This is a genomic window from Thainema salinarum CENA647 (assembly GCF_057732415.1).
The window spans coordinates 105,054-125,416 of sequence record NZ_JBYJZJ010000035.1 but is presented as its reverse complement, the minus strand read 5'-3'; the positions used below and the strand labels follow the sequence as shown (position 1 = coordinate 125,416).

Here is a 20,363-nt window from a genome sequence, read left to right as displayed (position 1 = left end):
AGACGAGGTCATTATGAATCCAATTAACATCAACATCAATCTCGACGGCAATCAGAAACAACTGCCTACCTCTACCCCGGTTGTTGCACCACAGCCGCTGGTGCGACAGTCACAGCCAGTTCAAGCAGAACTGGTGGAGGAGCCCGATGAACAGGTCGGAGTGTTTACCGTGCCTCAATCTGGCATCAACTGGGATGCGGTGAGAGCTGCGATCGCAGCAACTTGCTTTTTGGTAGCGCTGCTTATGCTTATTCAGGCATTAAAACCCAAGCAGCAGGAGCCAACCCTAACCCAATCTGAGGTAGATGCACTGCTCCAGCAAGAACGGGCAAAATGGACGGCAGAACAGCAAGCACTGGAATACGAACGGCTGAATTCTGAATACCAGGGATTTAAGGACGGGGTGATATATGGCCAACCCTAGCGCTATCGATGACCTATTGTTGTGATGTCACCGCAAAGATAGCTTCATCCTGTTGAAAGGCTTTGAACTCCAGTGCATGTCCGTTGACATCCAGGAAAAACATGGTGGCTTGTTCTCCGACTTCTCCCTTAAAGCGAATATGAGGCTCAATAATGAAGTCGATTCCGTGCTGTTGAAGTCGCTTTGCCAACCTCTGCCATTGGGGCATCTCTAAAATGACGCCCCAATGCTGCACCGGAACTGGTTTGCCATCAACATCATTGGTAGGGGTTGTCGCCGCGTGAGATGGACTTAAATGGGCTGTGACCTGATGCCCAAATAGATTAAAGTCAATCCAGGTGTCAGCCGTTCTGCCAATCGTGCAGCCGAGAACGGTCTCATAGAAGTGGCGAGTCGCCGCTAAATCGTTGACCGGAAATGCTAGATGAAATGGGCGAATGCTCATGCCAATCCTCAATGGACTCGTGACTGTTATCCCCGCAGCGTAGCTAAAATCCTTGTTGCTTTAGGTGTCCCGTTTTGGACGTTGGATAACGTTTCCTGAAAGTGTTGATGGAGCCATACTGTTGCAGATGAGCAGTGGCAGGTCCCGGTTTTCGCGACTTTATTCGTGTCACTTATTTAGTCGTCCATTTAAGTGACACGAATAAAGTCGCAGCCGGAATGGTGAGTGGGGACATAAAACGTGTGCTGTTCTGTGCATCCAGTTGCGATCGCAGATGAAAGAATCAATCGGGTACGACGATCCAAATATCACCGGGTGTCCATCCGAATGCATCGTATAGACTCTTGCACAGCTTTCTATCTAATCGCTGCAATTTGTCGTTATAGAGCTGATTGATGGTGGTGGGGCTGACTTTAGCTTGCCTCGCAACATCAGCTTGGTTTAGGGGCGGCTCATGCTGAGCCATTAATACAGGAAGATTACTTTTCACTCTCATATCGAGAACGTTGATGTTAATAGGGGAAACCTACAGATATCTGTCGTTTTTTTACAGATATCTGTTGACATATCCTTACAGGTATCTGTAAAATAGTACCAGATAAATGAGATATCAGCTCCAAGGGCGCAGAGCGTTGCCGACGAATAAGAGTTGGAACTATCTGGGGAACGCTTCACGCCCGTTGCAATCAACTCGCGAGTTGTCACTTCAACGTTTGCTGATTCTTTGCCCACCGTTTCAAGGGCATGTTGTTATCTAGGTATTTACAATGCAATCCGTTTTTACGTTCGCAATCGAAGCGTTCACCATTTCATGTTTTGCGTTTTTCGCAACTGTGTTTATGGGAGGCTTTGCGCAGTATGAGCGTGATCGCCAGATTGGCAACGCCAACAGTGGAACGATGGTTCCGGATCTCGACATTGATATCGAGGCGGAACTCGCACAGAGGGACGCGCATCATCGGCCAATCATTGAGGACGCGGTCGTCCCGTTTCAACGTCCCTACCGTAAGCCTGAGATTGTAGCTATTGATTGGTCGAAGTGGGATATCCGTGATTTGAAAAAGGCCCGTCTTCGCAAGGCTTTTGGCGTTCCAGCTACCCGTCATGGCAAGTCGCTGACGAAGCCACAGTTCATTGAGCTGTACGAAGCGGCACTGGAGGATAGCGACGCGATCGCGGCCTAACAAGCTTTCGCCTTGGGGCAGGCTGAACAATACCCCATCAATGCAAACGGGAGGTGATACCGACCAAAGCATCCGCCTCCCATTTATCCACTCGTGATGGAGTAAATCTATGATTGCACAACTCAAACAATCTGACCCCATCCTCCTACCCGCAATGGCCTACGAAGGTGCTAGCGATGGTGCTCATGGCGTCATGCCTCAATCCTCTAACCCTGATTACCTGAAACATTGGCAGGCGGAGTACAGCCGCCTCCGTCGCCGTCCTGACATGTTCAAGCGCATCGTTCGCTCGGTTGCGATCGCAACTTGGACAGAACGTTTCGAGACTCGCACTGACGAGCATTAAACACTAGCCACTGGGGGCATCTAGCCCCCTCAATCTGCCACATAACGAACATACACAGGACTATGGCAATGGAAAACCTACACCCCGACATCCTTGAATCTCTGACTGAGTATGAGTTAGGTGATATTCTCGACGCCCTCATCCATCTGCATGGTCGGGATGAGATTGTGGCATTACTACAAATACAGACCGCAAGCTGACCTTATCCTAGAACCTATTTGGGCGATACATCTGCAAAGATAGCTTCATTCTTGGTTTCTAGCCGTTCTGCCAATCGTGCAGTCGAGAACGGTTTCGTGATTGCTTTAGGTGTGCCGTTTGGTATGTTCGATAACGTTTAACGTTTTCTGAAAATGCTGATGGAGCCATTGCGTTGATAAGAGCAAAACCGAGTGGCTCGCAAAGTTGAACGTCGAGGCTTACAGACGACTCAACGATTCGGGTTGTCGAATATCGACACGGTAACCGTTCAAGAAAAAACGCGTGGGAAGAAGCTGTCTGTTTACCGAACAGTATTGGAGTTGAACAATCGTAAGATAGTTCGAACAGCCCGCCCTGCCACACCGTGTCGTGATGATGCTGAAGAAATAGCCAAGGTGATCCGTCAATTCTTGAGCCATTCCGTGTAGTCAGCCTATTGAAGCTGCGATTGCAACTTGGACAGAGAGCTTTGAAACTCGCATAGACGAGCATTAAGTCTTATAAAAACTGCTGAACCCACTGTTCGAGGGCTAGCTCAACGATATCCTGCGTGGATGTGACTTGACGGATTTGACCAGTCAGTTGCTGATGCATGAGCGCTAGTTGAGATGGTTGTAGTGTGAAACTGGCGCTAAGCCGAGATTTGCCCAAGTGGTAAGATACTTGCCACCCATGTTGAAATTGATAGGGCAGTGGCACAGTGGCCCATGTAAATCCCAAAACCCGTTGCTTCTTGTAAGTTCGACCTGGAGCACCAAACTCGCGTTTGGGATAGGGAAGGCGCAGCATCAAGTGGGGCTGGGATGTCCCTTTAGTTAGAATCTCTGCACAGAGCTTTGTTTTGTAGACCTCGGTGTTTCCTTTTCTCAAACCATATTGGGTTGTGGTGCTGCGGCCTACTTCGGCAATCCGTTCATCAAAATTTAAGATTTGCTCTCGCACCGTTAACCACTCTTGTTGCTGTTCGGGCGGGAGTGTATCGAGCAGTTTTCGGAGTGATTTGGGTGGTGGCCCGATTTGGCGAATGGGTTCGGGTTCAATTTCTTTATCTTCTGCCTGAAGATAGCGGCGATAGAGCGGCGCGATCTCAACTTCACCAATCAACTGCTGATCTAAATCTGTAAAGGTCAGCATCAGCTCTCGACTGTCGGTTTCGGTGATTTGAAAGGTGAGACAGTCAAAGTGTAGTTGGCTGTAGTCTCGGTCAATTAGGTTGTGGACATGAAAGCTGGGTGAGATCGCAAGTAGGCGAATGGGTTGGCTGTAATCAACTTGATCGGCAAAGGGTTGTGCTTTTGCGAGGCTGGCGTAGTAGCGGGTGAGCTGTGGGATGACGTAGCGGTCTTCGACGTTTTTCAGTTCGATGATGACGAGTTGCTGCTGAGGGTTGAGGGCGAGAATGTCGCAGATTTGGCCATCGATAGCGTACTGCCGTGCTAGGGGTTGTAGCCGTAGTAACGGCCATAGGTTGGCATAAACAAAATCTTCTAGCGCAAGTTCGTTGACAAAGTACCAGGAGTGAATTGCCTTCATATTAATCTCCAACGAACCTGATCCTGATCCCCTAAAACTGGTGATTTGCTATGCGATCTCCATAGGCTACGTAATAGCACTACTGGATCAAAGGTTGAGAGTTACCGATGGGACATAAGGCTCTTCGGCAGACTTCGTGAATTCATAAGCAATAACTTCTCCAACGGCGCGTAAGCGATGACCGAGTAAAGCAGCAAACCCCATAGGACACACAAAAAGTAAGTGGAGTCGATCAGCTTGGTACAGTTGGCGATAGTGATCAGTTAGTCTTTTGGCATCTTCAACCAGAGCAATTGCGTCAGCATTTGACGTTAAGGCACGATCGCAGGCACCCGATTCTGTATCTGGCTCAAGATAAACTACTGCATTAATATCACTGCTTGGATTCTCATAAAGCTTTTGGACTTGCGGCCAAGACGATCTGGATATGGCTAGGGCGATGCATAGATTTCTTCCATTATGACCATACTCTTTAACACGGAATTTTAGGTCTGACCGTTTCTCGCTAGATTTCCAGCAACTAGATGATCCTGTTGACTGCTCAACCTGTAGCGTAAAACCACGAGTTTCTTGAAATACCGTGCCAATGGCAAAGGCTCCACTGAGCGGTATCATACCTCGTAAATCGAGTGTTAAATTTCGTCGGCCTTGGGCAAGTTTATCGCGAACTTGTTCGAGTTCAGGCAATAGATCTCGCTGCCATGTGTCTGGACTTGCTAGCTTTCGGGGTTGAGCGTCAAAATCATAATGATCTGTCCAATCCAGAATCCTGTCAGGTGAATTGTCATACTCTCGTTTAGCAGAGCCATTGACACCTAGGCTAATCACTGGATTAAGCAAAGATCTTTTTTTCATGAGCTGAGGCACATCAGCCTGTTGCACACCAGCTAAGGAGATATATCGACAGCCTAAATTATATGCAAAATCATAATCTCTGCCGTTGCTTAGCGCATCATAAAAGCCCACTGCGAATTCAATCGCAGCACGATCTTCGATTGCAGTATTCATGCCAATAACATAATCAATATGCTGGCAAATAGTTTTAGCCTGAGCTTCACTGTAGCAAGCATTGAGAATCACACATTCAACATTTTCCGCGAAGAGCTTAAATAGATTAGATAAGGCTTCCGAACTTAAAAATTTTGCTTGCCCAGTCTCATCTTCTAGTAAAATCCCATCTTCACCTTCCCCGTGTCCTGAGAAATGAATAATATTTGGCTCATAATCTAAAATTGCTCTTGCCATGTCTCTATGACGAACAGCGCATTTAGAACGAATATCGAATTCGTCACGATGTCGGCTGCGCTGCAAGGCTTCCTCAATATCTCGGACTTCTTCATCTAATCTCAGGCTTCCGGTATTTCGAGGGTTAGCTGACAACACGAGAATTCGTTTCATCTTTATTCAAGTGATAAGAACATCAATTCAAAATACAACTACTTTTCTGTGCCTGGTGGCTTCATGCCAAATAAATGAACTGCGCCGGGGCTTTTATCGAGATCGCAGAGAAACTGCGATCTCAGATGATCTGGTCTTGATTTTGGAGCGACGTTGCCTAAAAACAAGCAAACAATCTCTTGACAATCTGTTGCTTGTTGCTGATTGCGTATTTTTACTCGCTTGATGCTGACCCAAGAACAGTGTGAATCACCATTTGCAGCAGTTCCTCCAACATCTATTTTTCGCTTATAGCGTGGAGAATAAATGCTGTTTATCCCGTCGCCGCGAGTATCTAACGGTTCCACAATATGCCAGCATTTATCTCGATAGTCAATAGGTTCTTCATCAGGCCCTGGTAGAAGGTAAACCGAGCAATTTCTGGGGGAAAACACTTCAGCCTCTATGAAAGGGGGGGCTATTGTAAACCGAGTAGCCCAATGGCATAGGTCGCCTTGTGGACTCTCAACAAATTTCTTCCAGTTTTCGTAAGCTTTCATCCAGATATCTGGACGCGGACTGATACCAAAGTTCTTACTTTGAGTTTCTCCTGACTTGAAGCTCCTGAGATTCAAGTTACTTCCCCGGGCAGCAGCCCTGCCATTATCCATCAGGAAACTGTGTAGTGGACGTCTCCAACCTCGCCCTACGCCACCAAGCATTACAGCAAATCTGATGATTGGTAGTAAAAAACGACTGAGCAGCGGTTCTGGTGCATATACCACTAGCTTCCCTTTCCAGCAGTAAAAATCTGGCTCGTGGCCACCATTAACTTCGCCATTAAGGTTTGAGCGTGAGCGTCGTCCCCACATCGTTTCATCAGGAATCATTTTTAAGCGTACGTGACCTTGGCGGTGTTGTTTAGTTCTTCCCCTAATTTCATCCTCTTTAGATTCAATCGTGCCAAATAGCTCTTCAAGTGTTATTTGAGCATCGTTTTCGGACATAACACCAAGTAGAAAGCGTAGCGTCCAGGATCTGAACCATCCTCGCCAGTGGGATGGGCGCAATTCCATTACTTTCGTATTTGGGCCAGCACTACCTTGGCTGTAGAGTTCAAAATCAAATTCTTTTGAGGTTATATTGGCAGCTTGGATAATCTCAAAAGCTTTATGAGATAGCGCATCTTCTGCCTGAATTAGTCCATAACCTGCTGATGTCCTACTACCGATTCCGTAAGTGGTTAATGCACTTTCCACCCAACTCCAAATTAGGTCTAAACAATCGGCAGAATTTTCATCCTGATTGAATTTATTAGGTATACCTCTAATAGCTATTCTAAATTTAATAATTTGATGACCACTACCCAAACCATACACCGGATGGGGTTCTGCTGACCCCTCGTGAAATACCTGAAATTTTTCCTGAGGATTGACAATATCTTTCTGGAGTTTAGTGCGTTCGGTTGGCCAAGCGTCCAAAAATTGAATTTTACCTGTTTGCAGTTTTCCACTATTATCCTTCCCAAGGTATTCCCAGACCTTGCTTTGGTCGAAATAGTGCCTTAGCGCCCAACTACGAACAATGCCACGAATTGCAGAGCCAGGAATATAGCCATTCAGGGGAACATCATCAGGACGTTGTCCTACATCAGCAAAGTCTTCGGGTACCCGCTTCTCGTGGTTCTTTTTGCCCTGAAGCTTTTCTTTTTGCGATTGCCAGTCCCAGCGACCACAGGGTTCACCAGCAGATATAAGGGTTTCAACATCAGGCGAAGGAAAAGAACCTACCTTGGCTCGCCACGGCAATGTAAAAACACCTTGTCTGAATAGACCTGGATACTTAGCCTGATATCTTTCCTGATGCTGCTTCGCTAGCAGTTCCGTCAGCAGTTGAGTAGTCTGATACATCTGCTCTCTGCTCATTCTTCTTTTCCTCTTGGTATGCCTTTGCCCAAAAATTCCAATAGTGTGAGATTGTCAGCGATCGCCGCCACAGCACCATATAGTTTGCCTGTTGGTTCTGCGCTGTTGCTTGGACACGCTCCATGAGTTGAGCAGGAGACAACGCATTATTTTCATCAACGAGCTTGTTGAGTAATACTTGCCAAACCTGGTTTGTGATTCCTGAGACCTTTCCCTCTTGTTGATTAGACTGATTGACAAATCCCACAGCAGACAGTAGTCCAAAAACTCGAAGGTGTTGCCTTAGTCGGAGCACAGCCGTCACTTCATCTTTAGACAGTTGCTTGGTTTTCGACTGATGTTGGTTGATGTAGGATTGAACATGACTATGGGCTGTCAGACTCATACGCTCTGGACTAATCCGAGTTCTGCTGCTACCGCCAGATTGAACCTGCACTGCCTTCTGCGGTGATTCTGCTAATCGATCTGTCTGTCGAGGTGGTCTAGATGCCTGGGAAGTGGATTGAATTTTAGCCTTTCCCTTATTTGCTTTATTATTTCTCCTATTTTTCGCCATTGTTACACTCCCGCAGATTGTAGTTGAGCTGTTTCTGGTGCTTCATCATCGGTTTGAGTGCCGTTGACTGTTTCGTCTTCCAGTCCTTTAGGCTCCTCCTTCCGATTCACCCAACCGTGTACCCAACCGCGCCCGACATTAGCCTGTCCGCCGACCTGCAATAAAGCGTTGATGGTCTTCATCAGCAAGACATGTTCATCCCGGCTAATACGCTCTTTCCGCTCTTTTGGCAGTAGCTTATAGCCCCAGGTGAAATAGAGAAGGGTGTCTCGCGGAATGCAAATATCGGTCCAAAAAATTTCGGCTGAGCCTGGATTTTTATTTTCGTCATCCGTCTCGTCTTGAATCTTGTTGCGGATTTGAGTCCAGAGGGCATGTTCCATCAAGGTTTGGAAGTCAGCATCGCAGAGGATGATGCGGTTTTTGCTCCAAGTGGGATGGGCCGTATTTTTGAGAGCGTCCGGCCAGTCATCGAGAGCGATCGCGTCCTCTATTCCTGGAGGCCATTTCTTTACCTCAACTTCTGCATCGGCCACGATGTAAGTGTCAGGACGATCGCCAATCGGATCGTCACTAGGAAAAGCAGTGATAGATTTGCCTGCTGCGATCGCATGATCTCGAATCAGGCTATGGCAACTTACCCAAGTAAAGATACTAGTATTCGTGTTTCGCTTCAGGCCCATTGTCCGCATGGGCACCCAGAGCAAGCGAGCGTCACCAAACCAGACTTGATGGACCCCCATGTCGCCATTAGTCTGCAACTCTTTACCAAAGAGATGGTCGGCAGCTTCCTTGTATAGCTTGGATTTTTCCTCATCGTTTTGCCGTCTAGATTCCTCAGCTTTAGCCTCGCCATGAAGTCTTACCTCTTCCCGAATACCACCCCGTAGGGACGAGCCTGGAATATATGGGAAATCGGTATGCACTTCGCGGGCAATATCCAGCACATTGCCCAAATCGCCCTCGCCCCCACAGTGAATCGGCGCAAGACTATATAAATATCCCGTTCGAAAGTCACTCATGATTGTTCTTTTAAGCTCCCCACAATAGGTGTCCGTAATTCAGCTTTTCAAAGGTGGTCAGCCACTTACGCTCTAGTTCCGATGTTGGCGTCGGTAGTACCCGCTCAGGATAAGATCCGGGGTCAAAGCGGTAGACTGTCCCCGGTGGCACAAAGGCTCGTTGTGGTAACAGGGCAAACGTTTTGTCTTGTTTGTCCCGTTCTACTTCTGAATGACTATCCAAGCGTGGCTTCTTCCGCCGAATCGTAGAAACGCCGCCCCATAACAGTTGTTTGTCGGTGGCACAGCCTTTTAGATTTTCCCAGTCGCTGGGGTAGCTACTGTAAAGCGTTGCTCCAGCTTGGGCCAGTCCCGGCGTGAGCAGATAGCCACAGGGGCGCTCTGCTGATGCGGCTAGTGGATTCTGGAGTATGTCTAACTGTTGCACTAAAGCAGGGTGCTCCTTTAGAGGCAAAGGCTGGACAATTGCCCGATGTCCTTCACCCCCTAACCGCACAGCTCCTCCAGGTAGATCGGAACTCATGGCTACAACAAACCGCCAGCCCTCGTGAACTCGAATGGCGACTTCGGTAAAATAGCCCTCAGCGTCTTTGACCTGTCGTTTGCTGTCATCGATATCAATATGGGGCAAAATCTGAGATGACCAAGGATTGCTGTGAAAAACGTTTTTAGAGAAGTTCACTTGCCCTTGCAGGTAGATATCAAGTAACTCCTCTGCCCGCATCCAGGGTGCTGGTTCGCCCACTTCTCCCGAAATGGCTTCATCTAGCACCATAGGCGCTAATCCATTAGGAAAAGCTAATCTAGCCCAAGCCGATTGGGTTTGATCAATCGGAACTAGGCGTTTAACCTCAGTCCAGTCATAGCCTGAAAGCTTACGGTTATGGCCTTCAGGATAAATGCAAACCAAATCTTTTGGGGTTGGTAACCAGAGGGTGTCGTGCTTATCTAACAAAAACGGCCCTAGAAACTCCAGATCCCGATGGCTGAGGTCTTTTTCACCCTCACCATAGTCTGGCAGTAGCGATCGCATCGCCTGAAATACCGTGATCGGCATGGGCGGAAACAATCCCTTTGCCCAAGAGCCATCACCTGGGTTAAACGGCTTAGCTTCGCGAAAGAGCAAGACATCCAGTGGCTTTAACGTATACCAGGGCATCAAGCTTCCTCCCCATAAATCCACTGCCAACGCTCTACTCGTTTATCAATCCAAAACGCAGTGAATCGCAGCAATTTACTTAAATCTTTCGGACTAGTTCCTGGCGTCGTTTCGGCTAAACCTATTGCTTCTGAGGGAGATTTATCCCGATTTAATGCATTCTGTTTCACTTCCTCTCGAACCTCACGCGCCCACTTTTCCCAGCAGTCTAGCCAGCTCTCAATCTTGTCGAAAACCTCTTTCATTTGTTGGCTATCCTCCCGCCGTTCCATCAGCACTTTGGCCGCTTTGGAAAAAAGATGAGGGTATTCTGGCATCTCATCAATTCGTCGGGGTAGCTCTTCTGCCAATCGATATAGCAGCGGGCTCAGTTTCTTTTGGTAGTCAGGATACTGCCCAACCCATTCCCACCATTGCTCTAGCAATTGCCCATTCATCAACGCTTCTAGCTGATTACCACTGCTATAGATGACGCGAAAGCAGATGCCATTTTTACCTGGCATTGCCTTAGCGCGATCGCCCTCAGCCGTCCATAAACTCTCTAGCACTGTGGGCAGGGGCACGCTCTTATGGGCAAAAACAACGCCACTGCTCATGGTAGTGGTCTCTCCCATAGTGAAATGAGGCCGAGGTTGAATTCCCTTCGGGGGATGGTCATGGTTAGGAAACCAGTAACCGCTTGCTCTAGCATCTGGCTGTGCATTGGCCTGATTGAGAAACTCTCCATGAGGATCACTACTTCCACACCAAGCCGCCCGCAGCGAGATCAGGTATTCTGGCAAATCTTCTAAGGGCAGTACCGCCATCACGTCGTCGCCACCGCTGTAGATAACGCGACCACAAAAACGTTCTTCGGTTAGGTAGGGAACCAAGCGGTTAGAGAAGTCCAACAAAGCTCGATTGAGTCCAACGTGAGTGGCCGGCCCCATGCGTTTGCAGGTATTTTCTTGAAAGGTGTCTAGGAGTTGGCGGTTGATGTCAGGTGCAATCGCCTCATTTATCAAATACTGATCGTACTTCAAGAGCTTTTTGCCTGAGACGTAGCTGCCCATGCCGTCTCCATCTGACAGCAAAATTACCCACCAATCATCAGGGCTGCCTTGACTAAATCCAGAAAAACCATCCCCTTTCTGGTGAGCCTTATCTACTAAAGAGCGCAAGCTACGAATGTCGTCCTGAGTTTGCAAGCCCATATCATCTGCAAGCCAACGGCTAGAGTACATCAAGCCGTTAAGTCCATTCTGAAACTCTGGATCACCTTGCGAGGTTGCGGATACTGCAATGTCTGTTTGATGGATCTGGAAAGGACGTTTAGTGCGGCTATAGAATGCCTTCTTTTCCTCCTCGTCAAATTTAGCCTCTTCAATCAATCGCTTGAGACGATGCCAATATTGACAAGCTTGATCAGGCGCTAACTTGACGTATCGAGCAGCTGCAATAGAACTCAGGTTCGGAAATCGAACCAAATTTTCATAATCAGGAACAGCATCGTCCAAGGGTTCGAGAACACCTAGCCTTGCTGCTACACCGCCGTATTGCCAAGCCATGCGCTTAGTGAGTTCAAGCGCATTTAGCCTTTCAGAGCCATTAAATAGCCCCTCGATCGCCTTCGACATAATCAGCCAAAACAGCCGCATTGTGCTCTCTGGCAATCCGCCACCTTCACGAAAACTACCGTGATATTTTAGCCAGGGATGTACAGCACTGAATTGACCTGAAATCGTCGATCGCCCACCAGGAGCAGCGGGAATTTTCCAGTTACGAGTGTTTTTGACAGCATTGAGGCAGACAATCAGCCGCTGTTGTAATGGCCCCCACCAGCTCCCCACGTTGATGCGGCTCTCTTCAATTGCTTTATAGAGTTCTTGCTCTTCGGCGGTAGGAATCGTCAGCTTTTCAGGGCTGAAGGCAATGTCCTTTTGTTTCTGTAGCCAGTCCTCAATTTTAGAGTCAGACAATTTAATTTCAAGCTTTTCTACTTGAGGATTGCCAAGAGGTACGCCAGCCCAGTAGGGTTCCCAACTGTGACTCAACTGCTGCTCCCAAAGATTAGGCCAGTGCCAAGCGCATCGGTCTTGCAGGGTGGCGATTTCGTGCCAGTAAGCCTTGAGCGTATCGTTATCTTGAACATCATCTGGAGCTAGGCGGTCAAACAACTCTTTCAACTCATTTTGAGTAAGTTCTGGAAAGGCTTCTTGCAACAAGTTGGGGAATGCTTCTTGCAGAATCAATTTCTTCTGGGCATCAAAGTCTTGCTGGCTCAGCCAACCAATGACTCGATCGCGAATGTGATCACGAACCTGAATACCTATTTGCTGCCATTCCTTAACTAGTTGCTCAGTTAGCTGTCGGCCCAACTCTTCAGCCGCAGCTTTTCCCGGCACTAGCACTGTAATCATGTTTGGGAAGCCAGCCGTGCTAAGAATATTAGATTCTTTATTTTTGAATCGTTCGATTGGCGTTTTGTACTCTGAGGCTTCTGACGCGATAGCTCTAAAAGAGCTTTCGAAGCCAGCGAAATCTGGCTCTTGCAACATAAGTGCATCAATGATTTCCTGGCTCCACAAGGAGGGTACGATTACTGAATCTGGCCCATACTTCTGAGCGACATACCAACAGAGTCGGGTGCTCAGGTAGTGAAGCAGGTATGACCCAGCCCAGAAGTCAAGGAACTTGCGCGATGCCTTGATGAATTCTTGGACTGGTGAAAAGCTGAATAGCAATAGATAGGGAGTTTCGGGTTTCTGAGAATCCGTTTCGTGCCAACTCGCTGGGTACATCGCCCCCACTAGTGCTGAGACAGTGGCTTGATGGCTATGGATAGGACAGTCGGGCAGGACGGTATGAGCGGGATAAAGCAGGCCGTCTTGTAGAGTTGCCGATTGATTGGACTGGGGATTGAGCCACAGTTCTGGATAAAATCGCCAAAACCACCAGAAGACTTTTTTGGGATCGTCCGCTGCCAGAACTTCATCGGGAATATCTTCGTCTTTTAACGGTGGCGGTAGGGGATTGACGTTGCCAGGTTCACCGCTGATGGGATGACGGATTGGAATACTAGTTGGATCAGTGTTAGCGGCGTGCAAGTTGACTCGATCGCTAGATGCGCCAATGGCCTGTGCAAGTTGACCTCCGGTTGTTTCGCGATTCCACCAGGTGTTGAGACCATCAAGATGATCGTTAAAGCAGGCTAGACTTTCGCGGAGGTCATTGATTTGAGTGGAAAATTCGGATGACTGCGAAGATGGCAGTTGCAGGAGTGCATAAAGTTTACGGCGATAGAAGCTGCGTTCAGAGGATGTCAAACTCGAACCTCAACGATTTCGTCTTTTGGGGTCTTCAGCCTGGGATTGGCTGTTTCCGGACATGTTTTTCCAAATTATTCGCTCTATTTGGTGATAGCGAGAAAGCTTCAGATTTTCTTTGGCTAGGTCAAAAAGTTTGTTACGTTGTCCATGCAAGCACCTTTGTGTGTTATGGAGTGGCTGTGCAGGAATCGCGGTTTGTGGGACGTCAAATGCTGGACGCAAGTATCTTTGGGGGATTGCTGGATCAATGATGGTGCTGTCATCCACCTTGAATCGCTTGTGGAATAGGAGTTTCAACTGTTTTGCGGGTGCTGGTATTGTAAATAAGGCTACTTTATTGACAATGTTTGAGTCCACCTTGAGAAGTTGCTATAGAATGCAGATGGGATGGGGAATCTAGGTTCCGCTCCCAATGACTTCTTCGGAAGTCGAATTAATGGAAATTCGATCACATGCCCGCGAACCCGTTCAATTTGACCATGCAGCCCAATGACTTCTTCGGAAGTCGAATTAATGGAAATACCCGGAATCATCAAACCGCCTTCATCTTCCCAATCCCAATGACTTCTTCGGAAGTCGAATTAATGGAAATCTGGTTGTTCAGCAATGCCCTGATCCAAACTCGATCCCAATGACTTCTTCGGAAGTCGAATTAATGGAAATGTGAGGGGCGACTTCCTTTGCTTTTGCAAAGATATCCCAATGACTTCTTCGGAAGTCGAATTAATGGAAATAGATCCGCTTCGAGGACGGCAACCCCCACAAGGGAACCCAATGACTTCTTCGGAAGTCGAATTAATGGAAATTCCCGGTAAGCCTTGTAGGTTGTCCTACTGACTGTGTTAACCCAATGACTTCTTCGGAAGTCGAATTAATGGAAATCCGATATACTCTGTATACTTTGGCGGTATGCTCTGGCTTAGGCCCCAATGACTTCTTCGGAAGTCGAATTAATGGAAATGTATACTAGAAGCTGAAGACAGGCAGCTTAGCCTCTAAGCCCAATGACTTCTTCGGAAGTCGAATTAATGGAAATTGCCCTAAGGTCACTACGACCTCTATAATCTCCCTGGCGGTACCCAATGACTTCTTCGGAAGTCGAATTAATGGAAATCTCAACCCCATGCAGCTTGTAGCACTGACCCCGATACAGCCCAATGACTTCTTCGGAAGTCGAATTAATGGAAATGCAACCCGACCATTGAGTTTGAATACTAATGCAGCCTGGCCAGCCCAATGACTTCTTCGGAAGTCGAATTAATGGAAATGGAGACCTTACCAGTCCTGGGAAGATTGCAGCACAGCCCAATGACTTCTTCGGAAGTCGAATTAATGGAAATTGCAAAGACTGCTCGGCCCATGCTGCGAAATTTTTTACCCAATGACTTCTTCGGAAGTCGAATTAATGGAAATTAGTGTGGAGCGGACACGATGGTTTGCACTTTGCGCCCGTTCCCAATGACTTCTTCGGAAGTCGAATTAATGGAAATCTGAGATGCCGGCCCATGACCACAGCCTAGCAGTATGGGCCCCAATGACTTCTTCGGAAGTCGAATTAATGGAAATTAGCTTTTCTGCGTAGTCCTCGTAATCCTTTGCGGAGACCCAATGACTTCTTCGGAAGTCGAATTAATGGAAATGGGCACAAAAACGCAAACTGAACCCGTACTGGTAAAAGTTCCAAACACCCAATGACTTCTTCGGAAGTCGAATTAATGGAAATAACGAACCGTCAACGCCGTAAATCCGGTGGGTGTGCCCCCCAATGACTTCTTCGGAAGTCGAATTAATGGAAATTTGGGATATCACGTCGAAACAGGTCGTACGCCTGCTCATCGGTTCCCAATGACTTCTTCGGAAGTCGAATTAATGGAAATCGGGGTAATCGGTCATCTCACGTACAAAGAGGTGCCCAATGACTTCTTCGGAAGTCGAATTAATGGAAATTTCAGGCAATCTGCAATACCTGTGAGTTCTTCCACCCCCAATGACTTCTTCGGAAGTCGAATTAATGGAAATCGTCCCGATTAGCATATCCAGCGTTACCCAAAGATCCCAATGACTTCTTCGGAAGTCGAATTAATGGAAATAAAATGTAAGCCCGTTCAGGTTTGATGCTGTTTTGAATGTCCCAATGACTTCTTCGGAAGTCGAATTAATGGAAATCCTCACATTGCTTAATAGGTTGTGCCGAAATTCTTTACTGACCCAATGACTTCTTCGGAAGTCGAATTAATGGAAATTGCCCGTACAAACTGGCTACAACTAATTTTTCATATCCCAATGACTTCTTCGGAAGTCGAATTAATGGAAATGCTTCCTTCCACTCCTTACCCTTGTAGATATAGTCTATGCCGACCCAATGACTTCTTCGGAAGTCGAATTAATGGAAATAAGCTCAGCAGAGTTTTGCATATATCCTGTCTTATGCAAGCCCAATGACTTCTTCGGAAGTCGAATTAATGGAAATGCTAGGAATTGCTTCTAACTTTTGGAAGCGAATTGAACACAACCCAATGACTTCTTCGGAAGTCGAATTAATGGAAATGATGACACGTCGGATTGAAATCATGACACCGCACCCGGCCCCAATGACTTCTTCGGAAGTCGAATTAATGGAAATGCTAGAGCGAGACAAAGAGAAATATAGAGGCCGTGCCCCCCAATGACTTCTTCGGAAGTCGAATTAATGGAAATCCGACCGAGTGAGGATATGCCGCGAAAGCGCTTGACGGGACCCAATGACTTCTTCGGAAGTCGAATTAATGGAAATCCGACGGGAACGCTTAATAAATCTGCAAACTCTGTGCAGCCCAATGACTTCTTCGGAAGTCGAATTAATGGAAATTTATTGTTGTTGTACGGCTCTTTGAGCGTCGGATTCCCAATGACTTCTTCGGAAGTCGAATTAATGGAAATAAAGAGAAAAGTTGATCTGGGAGTGCGAGTCTCTATCGACCAACCCAATGACTTCTTCGGAAGTCGAATTAATGGAAATTTGTGGTTTGCTTTACTCTTTCTTCGTATCGCTTCGGCACCCAATGACTTCTTCGGAAGTCGAATTAATGGAAATTCACGACTCTAGAACCGACTGTGACGGCAGCACTCGCCGCGACAGCCCAATGACTTCTTCGGAAGTCGAATTAATGGAAATCCCAAGCTTGCTTCACCTGCCGGACTACCGGGAACATTTGACCCCAATGACTTCTTCGGAAGTCGAATTAATGGAAATCGCCGAAATCCGCAACGATTGGATTGCTGTAATGGCACCCCAATGACTTCTTCGGAAGTCGAATTAATGGAAATTCTAATGGCAGTTTATAGGTTTTGATGTATAGCTGATCTATCAACCCAATGACTTCTTCGGAAGTCGAATTAATGGAAATTTCTACCAAATCGTGCTGATTGGCGTTGCTGGCCTCCCCAATGACTTCTTCGGAAGTCGAATTAATGGAAATTTGTGCAAGCCCTTGAATATTGGTTTTGATAGTTTGGTTTTCCCAATGACTTCTTCGGAAGTCGAATTAATGGAAATCTAGGGGTTCCCGTCTTATTAGGCTTTAGGGTTAGCGTGTCCCAATGACTTCTTCGGAAGTCGAATTAATGGAAATTCTCCTTTGTTGACGCGAAAAGTCATTGTGTATTCAACCCCCAATGACTTCTTCGGAAGTCGAATTAATGGAAATACGTTTGCTCTCCGTTGCCGTTCTTTCTCTTGCCAACAACCCAATGACTTCTTCGGAAGTCGAATTAATGGAAATTCAGCCACCGCTTGAATGTTGGGCTGGAGTGCGATTGCCCAATGACTTCTTCGGAAGTCGAATTAATGGAAATAGTAAATCAACAACCTTTTGAAAGGGCACCCAGTACCCAATGACTTCTTCGGAAGTCGAATTAATGGAAATTTGGGAGGCTGACAAAAAGTGGGGCGGTCTAGTGCGGGTGCCCAATGACTTCTTCGGAAGTCGAATTAATGGAAATAACCCAGAATCCAGATACAATCCTAAATAAGCCCCAATGACTTCTTCGGAAGTCGAATTAATGGAAATCAAAGTTCTTAGGGCCAATACCGCGCACTTCTCGTAACCCAATGACTTCTTCGGAAGTCGAATTAATGGAAATTCAGTCGCAGTTCTGTTTCAAAGTACTCCTTGATCTCGTCTGCCCAATGACTTCTTCGGAAGTCGAATTAATGGAAATTAGCGTAACCGTGCCAGGGGTGAGGGGTGAAATACCCAATGACTTCTTCGGAAGTCGAATTAATGGAAATCTGAGGAATTCCAGATCGCTTTTTTCATCCTGGGTCAGTCGCCCCAATGACTTCTTCGGAAGTCGAATTAATGGAAATCTCTCGATTTCGCCGATGGTCGCCGTGACCTGCTGACCACCCAATGACTTCTTCGGAAGTCGAATTAATGGAAATCGCCAGCAACGTTCTCGTATGTCCGCCTCAACACTCGGTTTCCCAATGACTTCTTCGGAAGTCGAATTAATGGAAATATCGGTCATTCTCCTAAGTACGGTAGTTGTTCAGTCTCCCAATGACTTCTTCGGAAGTCGAATTAATGGAAATTTTAACTCCGTTAATAGTCACATCGAAATAACGGGTAACCCAATGACTTCTTCGGAAGTCGAATTAATGGAAATTGATAGATTGCTCTTGTGCTTACTTCACTACTAACTTCCCCAATGACTTCTTCGGAAGTCGAATTAATGGAAATCAAAAATAAGTTAACTTTTCACTCATAATGTAACTATCAGCCCAATGACTTCTTCGGAAGTCGAATTAATGGAAATTGGGGTCCTCAAATGTCCGGTATCCGCCATAGGTGTAAACCCAATGACTTCTTCGGAAGTCGAATTAATGGAAATTGGGGGAGTTGGGCCGACTCGATCGCAAGTTCGCTCCCAACCCAATGACTTCTTCGGAAGTCGAATTAATGGAAATTTTAATCAATATAAATTGGCTCGATAATTTCGTATTCCCAATGACTTCTTCGGAAGTCGAATTAATGGAAATAAGTTGTTAAGTCTATCTTAATGACTAAAGTTGTTGTTTGTCCCAATGACTTCTTCGGAAGTCGAATTAATGGAAATATTAAAAGCTGAACCAGATCAACCAAAAATTCACTGCGTTCTACGTCCCAATGACTTCTTCGGAAGTCGAATTAATGGAAATAGATGGGAAAGCTTTGGTTAATAACCATTGCCGACAACCCAATGACTTCTTCGGAAGTCGAATTAATGGAAATTCCTGAGAAAGTCGTCATTAAACAGGGAGATTTAGACCCAATGACTTCTTCGGAAGTCGAATTAATGGAAATTAGTTAAATCAGTTTATAACTATGACAAAATAAATGTAACCCAATGACTTCTTCGGAAGTCGAATTAATGGAAATTATTCAGACGCTGCTTCACGCCCCCCTATGGGTGAAGCCCAATGACTTCTTCGGAAGTCGAATTAATGGAAATCGCATGGGGTGGGTTGTTTTTCGTAGTTCGGTCATGACCCAATGACTTCTTCGGAAGTCGAATTAATGGAAATTTCCCGTCTGCGTCAAAGAAATCCGGGATATTGGAATACCCAATGACTTCTTCGGAAGTCGAATTAATGGAAATTCCTTAAATCCCTAAAATCTCCAACAATGCAGTAGCCCAATGACTTCTTCGGAAGTCGAATTAATGGAAATATAATTCGAGGCTGAAGCTTAAGCGGGCGTAGATAGTCCTCTCCCCAATGACTTCTTCGGAAGTCGAATTAATGGAAATGCGCAATAAGCTGCATTGCATCTTGGTCTACACCCAATGACTTCTTCGGAAGTCGAATTAATGGAAATGTATCCGGTTGGCAAGATTTCAGGAGCAGTAACAGCCTGACCCAATGACTTCTTCGGAAGTCGAATTAATGGAAATTGGAGTGGTGGCACCTAGTCGCCCACCCTTCTTGCCCCCACCCAATGACTTCTTCGGAAGTCGAATTAATGGAAATTGGAACTCAGACTTGATCCGATCAAGCTTTTGCCTACATCGCTCTCCCAATGACTTCTTCGGAAGTCGAATTCATGGAAATATGGGCTGTTCAGAATCTGAAGAGAATAACTTTTTGGCCCCCAATGACTTCTTCGGAAGTCGAATTAATGGAAATTCATAGTTGATTGTAGTGGCATTGATAGCCACGCCCCCCAATGACTTCTTCGGAAGTCGAATTAATGGAAATAGCTACTTACATCAACACCTCCAATAGTGAGCCCAATGACTTCTTCGGAAGTCGAATTAATGGAAATTATATCCCAGGCTAATCCACAATTGGTCGTAGGTTTCCCGATGACTTCTTCGGAAGTCGAATTAATGGAAACGGCATACTGCCTCCGCTAATGTCTTTATTTACTTTCGCTTTCGCTACCCAATGACTTCTTCGGAAGTCGAATTAATGGAAACTTCACCCTACTTGCGATCGCAATCATGGCAGGGCTGGAATACCCCCAATGACTTCTTCGGAAGTCGAATTAATGGAAACGCATGATTATGTTTTTAACTCCATGAATGACTATTTCGACATCCCCAATGACTTCTTCGGAAGTCGAATTAATGGAAACCTAATACGGATAGCGTTCTGCTTGTTCATCATTACGTTATGGAGTCCCAATGACTTCTTCGGAAGTCGAATTAATGGAAACGTCAGATCTTTTTCTATTTCATTACTTACTTTCTTGCCCAATGACTTCTTCGGAAGTCGAATTAATGGAAACGGTAAATCGGAACCTTCAAATCGTTTGGCAATAATAATTCCCAATGACTTCTTCGGAAGTCGAATTAATGGAAACCTGGCTAGTAAATTGAGCGCCAACGCGGGTCAAACTGGACCCAATGACTTCTTCGGAAG

At 46.3% G+C, this 20,363-nt stretch carries 13 protein-coding genes and 1 CRISPR repeat array (1 of these 14 only partly in view); of the genes, 4 read left to right on the top strand and 9 right to left on the bottom strand.

Features of this window, described 5'->3' with window-relative positions:
- Positions 1-13: 13 nt before the first annotated feature.
- Entirely contained in the window at positions 14-424 is a 411-nt protein-coding gene (locus tag AC286M_RS36900; RefSeq protein WP_488209146.1) for a hypothetical protein, read from the top strand.
- A gap of 13 nt (positions 425-437) precedes the next feature.
- Here the strand turns inward: AC286M_RS36900 and AC286M_RS36895 are convergent, their stop codons facing one another.
- Together AC286M_RS36895 and AC286M_RS36890 are read right to left on the bottom strand one after the other, a co-directional pair.
- Positions 438-869 carry a VOC family protein gene (locus AC286M_RS36895; RefSeq protein ID WP_488209145.1) on the bottom strand — a complete coding sequence of 144 codons (432 nt, stop codon included), beginning with the start codon at positions 867-869 and terminating at the stop codon, positions 438-440.
- 283 nt (positions 870-1,152) lie between these two features.
- Positions 1,153-1,365: a helix-turn-helix domain-containing protein gene (locus AC286M_RS36890; protein ID WP_488209144.1), complete on the bottom strand. Its 213-nt coding sequence runs from the start codon at positions 1,363-1,365 to the stop codon at positions 1,153-1,155.
- A gap of 271 nt (positions 1,366-1,636) precedes the next feature.
- Between AC286M_RS36890 and AC286M_RS36885 the strand changes: the two genes are divergently transcribed.
- The 3 genes from AC286M_RS36885 (at position 1,637) to AC286M_RS36875 (ending at position 2,599) form a co-directional block, all read left to right on the top strand.
- Entirely contained in the window at positions 1,637-2,053 is a 417-nt protein-coding gene (locus tag AC286M_RS36885; RefSeq protein ID WP_488209143.1) for a hypothetical protein, read from the top strand.
- 109 nt (positions 2,054-2,162) lie between these two features.
- On the top strand, positions 2,163-2,399 hold the full coding sequence (locus tag AC286M_RS36880) for a hypothetical protein (protein WP_488209142.1): 237 nt from the start codon (positions 2,163-2,165) through the stop codon (positions 2,397-2,399).
- Positions 2,400-2,467: 68 nt separating this feature from the next.
- The gene (locus AC286M_RS36875; RefSeq protein WP_488209141.1) at positions 2,468-2,599 is read left to right on the top strand and encodes a hypothetical protein; all 132 of its coding nucleotides are present in this window, start codon (positions 2,468-2,470) and stop codon (positions 2,597-2,599) included.
- A 499-nt stretch (positions 2,600-3,098) separates the two neighbouring features.
- On the opposite strand, the gene AC286M_RS36870 is transcribed toward AC286M_RS36875, so the two are convergent.
- The 7 genes from AC286M_RS36870 to AC286M_RS36840 all read right to left on the bottom strand — a co-directional run bounded on the left by AC286M_RS36870 (position 3,099) and on the right by AC286M_RS36840 (position 13,477).
- Complete coding sequence (locus tag AC286M_RS36870) at positions 3,099-4,133, bottom strand: PDDEXK family nuclease (RefSeq protein WP_488209140.1); 1,035 nt, start codon at positions 4,131-4,133, stop codon at positions 3,099-3,101.
- Between the two features lie 87 nt (positions 4,134-4,220).
- Positions 4,221-5,531: an SAVED domain-containing protein gene (locus AC286M_RS36865; protein ID WP_488209139.1), complete on the bottom strand. Its 1,311-nt coding sequence runs from the start codon at positions 5,529-5,531 to the stop codon at positions 4,221-4,223.
- Positions 5,532-5,569: 38 nt separating this feature from the next.
- On the bottom strand, positions 5,570-7,420 hold the full coding sequence (locus AC286M_RS36860; protein WP_488209138.1) for an RAMP superfamily CRISPR-associated protein: 1,851 nt from the start codon (positions 7,418-7,420) through the stop codon (positions 5,570-5,572).
- Positions 7,353-7,682 carry a hypothetical protein gene (locus AC286M_RS36855; protein ID WP_488209137.1) on the bottom strand — a complete coding sequence of 110 codons (330 nt, stop codon included), beginning with the start codon at positions 7,680-7,682 and terminating at the stop codon, positions 7,353-7,355. Before AC286M_RS36855 ends, AC286M_RS36860 begins: the two co-directional genes overlap by 68 nt.
- Positions 7,683-7,993: 311 nt before the next feature.
- On the bottom strand, positions 7,994-9,013 hold the full coding sequence (locus AC286M_RS36850) for an RAMP superfamily CRISPR-associated protein (protein ID WP_488209136.1): 1,020 nt from the start codon (positions 9,011-9,013) through the stop codon (positions 7,994-7,996).
- A 10-nt stretch (positions 9,014-9,023) separates the two neighbouring features.
- Positions 9,024-10,172, bottom strand: coding sequence for a type III-B CRISPR module-associated Cmr3 family protein (locus AC286M_RS36845; protein ID WP_488209135.1), 1,149 nt, complete (start codon positions 10,170-10,172; stop codon positions 9,024-9,026).
- Positions 10,172-13,477 carry a type III-B CRISPR-associated protein Cas10/Cmr2 gene (locus AC286M_RS36840; RefSeq protein WP_488209134.1) on the bottom strand — a complete coding sequence of 1,102 codons (3,306 nt, stop codon included), beginning with the start codon at positions 13,475-13,477 and terminating at the stop codon, positions 10,172-10,174. Before AC286M_RS36840 ends, AC286M_RS36845 begins: the two co-directional genes overlap by 1 nt.
- Positions 13,478-13,888: 411 nt before the next feature.
- Positions 13,889-20,363: a CRISPR direct-repeat array (repeat unit 36 nt; unit sequence CCCAATGACTTCTTCGGAAGTCGAATTAATGGAAAT); it runs 680 nt beyond the window's last position.